This window comes from Streptomyces sp. NPDC041200 (assembly GCF_055591805.1).
This window is the reverse complement of the sequence record NZ_JBVIZF010000041.1, coordinates 41,532-49,018: the sequence shown is the minus strand read 5'-3', so window position 1 is coordinate 49,018 and position 7,487 is coordinate 41,532. Positions and strand designations below refer to the sequence as shown.

General features: G+C 70.6%; 7 protein-coding genes. 5 read left to right on the top strand and 2 right to left on the bottom strand.

Going from position 1 to position 7,487, the window contains the following annotated elements:
- Window positions 1-405, top strand: a 405-nt coding sequence (locus ACZ6CL_RS38340) for a hypothetical protein (protein WP_468945028.1), incomplete at its 5' end; no start/stop codon positions are given.
- A 54-nt stretch (window positions 406-459) separates the two neighbouring features.
- Window positions 460-933, top strand: a complete 474-nt coding sequence (locus tag ACZ6CL_RS38335) for a hypothetical protein (protein WP_468945026.1) — start codon at window positions 460-462, stop codon at window positions 931-933.
- 74 nt (window positions 934-1,007) lie between these two features.
- Here the strand turns inward: ACZ6CL_RS38335 and ACZ6CL_RS38330 are convergent, their stop codons facing one another.
- Window positions 1,008-3,626, bottom strand: coding sequence for a PA14 domain-containing protein (locus tag ACZ6CL_RS38330; RefSeq protein ID WP_468945024.1), 2,619 nt, complete (start codon window positions 3,624-3,626; stop codon window positions 1,008-1,010).
- 178 nt (window positions 3,627-3,804) lie between these two features.
- Here ACZ6CL_RS38330 and ACZ6CL_RS38325 point away from each other — a divergent pair, with 178 nt between their 5' ends.
- Window positions 3,805-4,548, top strand: coding sequence for an SDR family NAD(P)-dependent oxidoreductase (locus ACZ6CL_RS38325; RefSeq protein ID WP_468945022.1), 744 nt, complete (start codon window positions 3,805-3,807; stop codon window positions 4,546-4,548).
- A 231-nt stretch (window positions 4,549-4,779) separates the two neighbouring features.
- Window positions 4,780-5,235, top strand: coding sequence for a lamin tail domain-containing protein (locus ACZ6CL_RS38320; protein WP_468945019.1), 456 nt, complete (start codon window positions 4,780-4,782; stop codon window positions 5,233-5,235).
- A 20-nt stretch (window positions 5,236-5,255) separates the two neighbouring features.
- Here the strand turns inward: ACZ6CL_RS38320 and ACZ6CL_RS38315 are convergent, their stop codons facing one another.
- Window positions 5,256-6,539 carry an SLC13 family permease gene (locus ACZ6CL_RS38315; protein WP_468945016.1) on the bottom strand — a complete coding sequence of 428 codons (1,284 nt, stop codon included), beginning with the start codon at window positions 6,537-6,539 and terminating at the stop codon, window positions 5,256-5,258.
- 184 nt (window positions 6,540-6,723) lie between these two features.
- On the opposite strand from ACZ6CL_RS38315, the gene ACZ6CL_RS38310 reads away from it, so the two are divergent.
- Window positions 6,724-7,434 (top strand): FadR/GntR family transcriptional regulator, encoded by a 711-nt coding sequence (locus tag ACZ6CL_RS38310; protein WP_468945013.1) that lies wholly within the window; start codon window positions 6,724-6,726, stop codon window positions 7,432-7,434.
- Window positions 7,435-7,487 lie beyond the last annotated feature (53 nt).

Sequence of the window (7,487 nt, the reverse complement as noted above, 5' to 3'; positions counted from 1 at the left end):
GCCTCCACCGCCCTGGCGGACGCGGGCGACAAGGACATCGAGAGGGTCACGGTGACCGGTGTGTCGGTGGCGGACAACAGGCCCGGCAACGCCCGGGCCGGTGACTCCTGGACGACGTATCTGAAGCTGTACACCCTCAAGCGGAAGTACGCCGGTGACGGCACCTCCCAGTGCACCGCCGTCGAGGTCACCGCCCGCAAGCGGCTCGTCCAGTGCACCCGCGTGCTGCGCCTCAAGAAGGGCTCGCTTGTCCTCGCCGACCTGATCACCCATCAGGGCCGCGCCACGGTCACCGCCAAGACCGCCATCCTCGGCGGCACCGGCCACTACAACGACGCCGAGGGCCAGGGCACCGTCACCGTGCGGCGGGACCGGATCCGCTTCTCCCTCGCCGTCGACGACTGACCCGAGCCCCATCCGCCCGCCGGTCACACCCCCACTCCTGAGCCTGGAGGTTCCATGATTCCGTCCGCAGTCCGTGGCATCGTCACCACCGCCGCCCTGGCCACCGCCCTGACCCTGCTCCCGTCGTCCGCCGCGGGGGCCGCCGCGGGCGGGGACATCGAGAAGGTCGATCTGCTCGGCGTCACCGTGGTCACCACCAAGCCGCACCGGGTCGAGCCCGGCGACAGCTGGAAGACCCGGCTGAAGCTGTACACCGAGAAGGGCAAGAAGTACGCCGGTAACGGCACTTCGCGGTGCGATACCGTCACAGTCACCGCCAGCAAACTGGTCGTCCAGTGCACCCGGGTGCTGCGGCTGAAGAAGGGCTCGCTGGTGCTCAGCGACCAGGTCACCCACAAGGGCCGTGCGACGGTCACCGCCAAGACGGCGATCGTCGGCGGCACCGGCAGCTACCACTCCGCCTACGGCCACGGCACCATCACCCTCGCGGGCCCGCTCCTCCACTTCAAGCTCAGGGTCGACGAGTGACCACCGCGGCCTGACACCTCCGGGCGGGACGACGCGCAAGCGGCGACGCCCCGCCCGGAACACACGCTGTCCGGCTATCCGGCGCACTCCATCGACGCCGGGTCCTGTGCCGCGCGGATCAGGGACCGGTGCGCCTCGCGCAGCCGCTCCACATCGGGTTTGATCTTCTTGCGGTCATAGGTGATGAGCCCGTTCAGCTCGCCCTCCACATCCGTGATCTGGGTGTAGACCGCGCCGCTGTTCCCATGGCACGCGACCTGCTGCCGCACCTTGTCGAGCAGCTTCAGATATTCCGCCGTGTACTGCTCCTGGTCCACGCCCACATAGGTGTGCTGCACCGGCCAGGCGTGCCCCGGTACGGCCAGCCCCAGTCCGCCGTACTCGCCGATGACGCCCGCCCGCTTCGCGTCGGGGCGGGGTTCGCCGGGGCCCGGGTAGGCGTGGATGTCGGCGAGGTCGCCGTTGCCGGTGTCGTTCCACCCGCTGGCGCCGTCGATGAGCCGCGTCGGGTCCCAGCCCTTGGCGAGCGCGGGTACCTTCGGTCCGCCGTACTGGCCCCAGCCCTCGTTGAAGGTGACCCAGATGCCGATCGACGGGCTGCTGACGTGCTGGTCGATCATGGCCTTCATCTCACGCTCGTACTGGCCCTGGGCCTTCTCCGAGGGCGCGATGGTGTTCATGGACGGCATGTCCTGCCACACCAGCAGCCCGAGCCGGTCGGCCCAGTAGTACCAGCGGTCGGGCTCGACCTTGATGTGCTTGCGCACGGAGTTGAACCCCATCCGCTTGTGCGCCTTCAGGTCGTACGCGAGGGCCTCGTCCGTCGGCGCGGTGTGCAGGCCGTCCGGCCAGAAGCCCTGGTCGAGGGTGGCCATGGAGAAGAACGGCTTCCCGTTGAGCACGATGCGCTTCTTGCCGTCGACCTCCTCGACGGCGATGCCGCGCATGCCGAAGTAGCTTTCGGTCCGGTCGGCCTTCGCGCCCCGCCCGACGGTCACCTTCAGCCGGTACAGATGCGGATCGTCGGGGGACCACAGCCGGGGCGAGGGCACCGGGACGGTCAGGGCCGAGCCGGTGCGCCCGCTCGCCTTGCCGACCACGCGCTTCCCGTCGTACGCGGTCGCGGTGACCGGCACCCCGTCCCGTACGCCGCGGACCTCCGCGGTGACCGCCCTGCCCGGCACGTCCGGGGTCAGCTTGAGGCTGTCGGCGTGGTCGGCGGCCACCGGCTCCATCCAGACGGTCTGCCAGATCCCGGAGGAGGGGGTGTAGAAGATGCCGCTGGGGTCCAGCCGCTGCTTGCCCATCGGCGGGTTCTCGCCGTCCTTGGTGTCGGTCGGGTCGTACACCCCGACCAGCAGCTCCTGGGTGCGGCCGGGGCGCAGGGCGTCGGTGACGTCGGCGCTGAACCGGTCGTAGCCGCCGCGGTGTTCGGCGACGCGGGTGCCGTTGACGTAGACCTGGGCCTGCCAGTCCACGGCGTCGAAGTTCAGTTTGAGCCGCTGTCCGTCGCCGACGTTCCAGTTCTCGGGGACGGTGAAGGTGCGCCGGTACCACATGCGGTCCTCATGGCGCTCCAGCCCGGACAGTTTGGACTCCACCGGGTAGGGCACCAGGACGCGTTCCCGCAGCCGCTGCCCGAACGGGGGCGCCTGGCCCTCCGTCGCGGCGGCGAACTGCCAGCTGCCGTTGAGGTTCTTCCACCGGTCGCGGGTCAGCTGCGGGCGCGGGTACTCGGGGTGGGCGTTGTCCGGGCCGACGTCCTTGGCCCAGGGAGTGCTGAGCTGATATGTCGACTTGTTGCCGCCGAAGGCGAGGAACTGGCCGACGGTGCTCTTGTCGCTCTCCAGGCCGCCCTCGCCGTCGTAGCGCACGATCGCCTCGCCGCCGCGGCCCACCACCGGTTCCTTGAGCGTGAGCAGCAGCCGCGAGGGGTCGGCCGGGTCCAGCCGGGCCGGGCCCAGCGGCCAGGCCGCGCCGCCGATGACGGCGGTGAGGTGGCCGGTCAGCCCGGCCGGGGGAGCGGCGAGCGGGCGGGCGAAGTCCATCCGCAGCGTCCGGCCGTCCGGCTGGACGGCGCTGCTCACCGGGCCCTCGTAGCCGAAGTCCGGGGGCAGCCGGAACGCCGACGCCGGTACCGGCTCCTTGGCCGTGCCGGGCGGGGTCCAGGCGAGGTGGAAGTTGGAGCCGCCGTAGTGCTCGAAGTACTCGACCTTGATGTCGTACGCGCGGCCCGCGGTCAGCTCGACCGGCCCGGACACCTGTTCCTTGTCCCAGTCGTCGACCCAGTGGTCTATGACAGGCTTGCCGTCGATCCACAGCCGGAAGCCGTTGTCGCCGGTGATCGAGAAGGTGTGCGCCCCGGAGCGCTCGGGGACGAGGCTCCCGGTCCACCGGACGCTGACGTCGTCGGACCGCCCGGTGGCGGTCTGCAGCCGTGGCTCCAGGTTGTCGAAGTCGAGGGACGGATCGAGGGTGGTCGCCTTGAGTTCATGGAAGTCGAAGGCTCCCGGGGCGGACTGGAGGTAGTAGTCGCCGCGCAGGCCGTTGATGACGGGGCCGGGTTCGCGGTCGTCCGGTGCGGCGGCAGCGGCGGGGCCGGGGCCGGTCAGCAGACCGAGTACGCCGAGCGCCAGGACGAGCGCGGCAATGATGGGTCTGCCGGATCTGGCGAGGGCCGAACGTAAACGCACATGTCCTCCTTGCCGGAACAGCTGTTGGAACACGGTGGGGCGCCGATCATTCGGCCATTGGTGACAGAACCTGTCAATACTGAACGCAAGCCAACACCCTTGACGAGAAAGCGCTTTCTGCTTAGCGTCAATTCACGCATATGATCGAGATTCAATGATTTGCACGATGGAGGCCGTAATGGGGCGACGGATCGTGGTGTCGGGCGGCGGTACGGGCATCGGGCTGGCGACCGCGGAGTCCTTCGCCGCGGACGGCGACCGGGTCGTCATCGTGGGACGCCGCACCGAGGTGCTGCGCGCGGCGGCCGAGAAGCTGAACGCCGCCCACGGCGACGGCCTCGTCACCTGGACCGGTGCCGACCTGAGCGACCCCGGGCAGACCCGGCGCGCCGCCGGGGAAATCGCCGCCGACGGCCCCGTCGACGTGATTGTCACCAACGCCGGGGGCAATGTCGCACCCGGCAACGACGGCACCCTGGAAGGCATCGCCGAGCAGTACCAGCGCAACTTCGAGGCCAACGTCCTCACCGCCGTGCTGTTGACCGAAGCCCTCATTCCGCATATCGCCCGCCCCGGTGGCCGGATCGTGCACCTTTCCTCGGTCGCGGCGCTGCGCGGTCCCGGTTCGTACGGCGGCACCAAGGCCGCCCTGCACACCTACACCTTCGACCTGGCCAAGCGGCTGGGCGCGGAGGGCGTCACCGCCAACGCGGTGGCTCCCGGCTATGTCGAGGACACCGAGTTCTTCGGCGAGCGCGGCACTCCCGAGTTCATCGCCCAGCAGATCGGGCAGACGCTCACCGGGCAGCCGGGCGTGCCAGCCGAGATAGCCGCCGCGATCCGCTATCTCGCCTCCCCGGAGGCCGCGTACGTCACCGGGCAGGTGCTGCACATCAACGGCGGGGCGCAGTACGGCCGCTGACGCGCCCCCGCACCAACTCTCCCCCCGCGCAAGGGCCGGACGGCCCCTGATCAGGGGCCGCGCAGCCCTGCCGCCACGGAGCCCCGCGGTCCACTCTGGTTGCCCACACAGGTGGGGGAAGACGGACGGACGGCCGCACCGAGGGAGTCACCTCGTGACTCCCAAACCATCTCGGGCGCGGCCGTCCGTCCGTCTGTGTGCGCACCACCGCGACGCCAGGGGAGAGACGTCATGTTCCGTACGACCGCCAGGGTCAGCGCCGCCATCGCGGCGGGCTGTGCCATCGCGCTGCTGTATCCCGCGGCGCCCGCCGGGGCCGCGGGCTCCGTGCATCTGCGCAAGATCTACTACGACTCTCCCGGTTCGGACACCCGGAGCAACAGCAGCCTCAACGCCGAGTATGTGCAGATCAAGAACTCCACCACGCGCGGAGTGAGCCTCAAGGGGTGGGTGCTGGTGGACGCGAGCCGCCACGCGTACACCTTCCCCTCGTACACCCTCGGCGCGGGCAAGACCGTGACGGTGCGGACCGGCACCGGCTCGGACACCTCCGCCACCAAGTACCAGGACCGCCGCGCCTACGTCTGGAACAACACCAGCGACAAGGCCACGCTCCGCAAGAGCGGCGGCAGCACGGTCGACACCTGCTCGTACAACAGCAGCCGGGCCGACTACAAGATGTGCTAGCCCGGGGGCCCGGGGCTCGGCTAGAGGAGCCCCGGGACCACCATCGTCAGCCAGACGGCGGCGGGGACGGCGACCACCATGATGCCCCCGTAGATCATCAGCTGTCGGAAGAACCGGTCCCGGTCGACATCGGGAGCCGCCGCCAGCACCAGCGCGCCGTTCGTCGAGAAGGGGCTGATGTCGACGACCGTCGCCGAGACGGTGAGCGCCGCGATCATGCCCACGGCGCCGATGTCCCCCTGGGAGAGAAAGGGGACGGCGAGCGGTATGAGCGCGCCCATGATGCCCACGGAGGAGGCGAAGGCGGAGATGATCGCGCCGATGTAGCACAGCAGCAGCGCCGCGAGCAGCGGGACGCCGATGTCGGTGACCGCGTTGCCCGCGTAGGTGATGGTGCCCATCTCGTCCAGCACCCCGACATAGGTGAGCACACCGCAGATCAGCAGCACGGTCGGCCAGGTGACCTCGTTCACCGCCCGCTTGCCGTGGTCCGGCCAGACGACGCTGAGCGCGACCGCGAGGGTGATCGCGGTGAGCCCGGCGTCCTGGTCGAAGGCGAGGACCGCGACCACCAGCGCCACCAGCGCGACCAGGGTCGCGCCACGGGCGGGAGTGAGCCGGGTGTCCGCGTCCGCCGCCTTCCCCGCCTCTGCCTCCCCCTCCTCCGACGAGGCCGCAGCCGTGGCCGTGGCGTCGGTACGGGGCAGCTTCAGCCCGCCGCAGACGACGAACACGACGGCCGCGATGAGCAGGTTGACGACGAGGCTGGCCAGGAACAGGGTCACCTCGCTGCCCGGCAGCTTCTCCCGCTCCACGATCCCGTTGACGATCGAGCCGTAGATGCTGATGGGGGAGAAGCCGCCGCCCTGGGCGCCGTGCACCACCATGGCCCCCATCAGCAGCGGGCTGATCTTGTAGCGCGCCGCGAAGCTCAGCGCGAGGGGCGCCACGATCGCGACCGCCGCCGGGCTCACCGCGCCGATCGCGGTCAGCACACCGCTGATCGCGAACATCACCCAGGGGATCAGCGCGACCCGCCCGCGCACCAGCCGGATCGCGGCGTGCACCAGCCAGTCGGTGGTCCCGTTGGCCCGCGCGAGCGCGAACAGATACGTCACGCCCACCAGCACCACGAACAGATCGCCCGGGAATCCGGCGAAGATCTGGTCCGCGTCGAAGCCCGCGACCAGCTCCCCCACGCCGAAGGCGGCGGCGAAGGAGAGCGCGCCCATGTTGATCGATCTGGTGGTGGCGATCACGAAGACCGCCACCAGCACGAGTATCGAGATCAGTTCGTCGGACATCGAGCGCGCTCCCGTCACAAGTGGCCCAGCCGCGACTCACGTTGCGGGCGCGGTGGTGCGAGAGTCAATACATGCGTGGCACATTGGCTGAGCCACTCGACCACTCCTCCAGGCGCCCGGTGCTACGCTGCGAATCGGAGCCGTCACCAACCGCAGCGGCCGGCTGCAGCAGGGGGAAGCTCGGATGGCCGACGACGCACTGCGCCCGATGAACCGTCAGCGCCTGTACGAGCAGGTGCTGGAGCGGCTGCGGGTCTACGTCGAGGAGGGCGGGCTGCGCGCGGGCGACAAGCTGCCCACCGAGCGGGAACTCGCCGAGCGGCTCGGCATCAGCCGCGCCTCCGTCAAGCAGGCCATCGTCGTCCTGGAGGTGCAGGGCCTGGTCGAGGTGCGCCAGGGCGGCGGCATGCGGCTGCTCCGCGACAGTCTCGACACCGAGCCCGTGGAGCGGCTGATGGAGCGCCGTCGCCGACTGCCCGATGTGCTCGACGCCCGTGAGGCGCTGGAGACCAAGCTCGCCGAACTCGCCGCCGAGCGCCGCACCGACGACGACCTCGCCGCCCTGGAGCAGGCGCTCCACTGGATGGAGGACGAGATCGCGACGGGCCGCCCCGGCGTCGAGGGGGACCGCCGCTTCCACGCCGCGGTCACCGCGGCCGCCCACAGTCCGCTGCTGGCCGAGTTCATGCGCTCCATCGCCGAGCAGATCGGCGAGAGCCGCGCGGAGTCGCTGCGTCAGCCGGGCCGTCCCAAGCGGTCGTTCGCCCAGCACCGGAAGATCCTGGACGCCATCGCCGAGGGCCGCTCCCGGGCCGCGGCCGCCGCCATGCGCCGCCACGTCCGCACCGTCGCCCAGGTGCGCCTGCTCAACTGGGACCCGGACGACCCCTCCTGAGCGCGGGCCGCCTTCACGCGGCGCCCGCAGCGCCTCCCCGACCGGAATCGGTC

Excerpts from the sequence above, each read along its gene's own strand:
- ACZ6CL_RS38335 (WP_468945026.1), top strand. The coding sequence starts at position 460 with ATGATTCCGTCCGCAGTCCGTGGCATCGTCACCACCGCCGCCCTGGCC.
- ACZ6CL_RS38325 (WP_468945022.1), top strand. The coding sequence starts at position 3,805 with ATGGGGCGACGGATCGTGGTGTCGGGCGGCGGTACGGGCATCGGGCTG.
- ACZ6CL_RS38320 (WP_468945019.1), top strand. The coding sequence starts at position 4,780 with ATGTTCCGTACGACCGCCAGGGTCAGCGCCGCCATCGCGGCGGGCTGT.
- ACZ6CL_RS38315 (WP_468945016.1), bottom strand. The coding sequence starts at position 6,539 with ATGTCCGACGAACTGATCTCGATACTCGTGCTGGTGGCGGTCTTCGTG.
- ACZ6CL_RS38310 (WP_468945013.1), top strand. The coding sequence starts at position 6,724 with ATGGCCGACGACGCACTGCGCCCGATGAACCGTCAGCGCCTGTACGAG.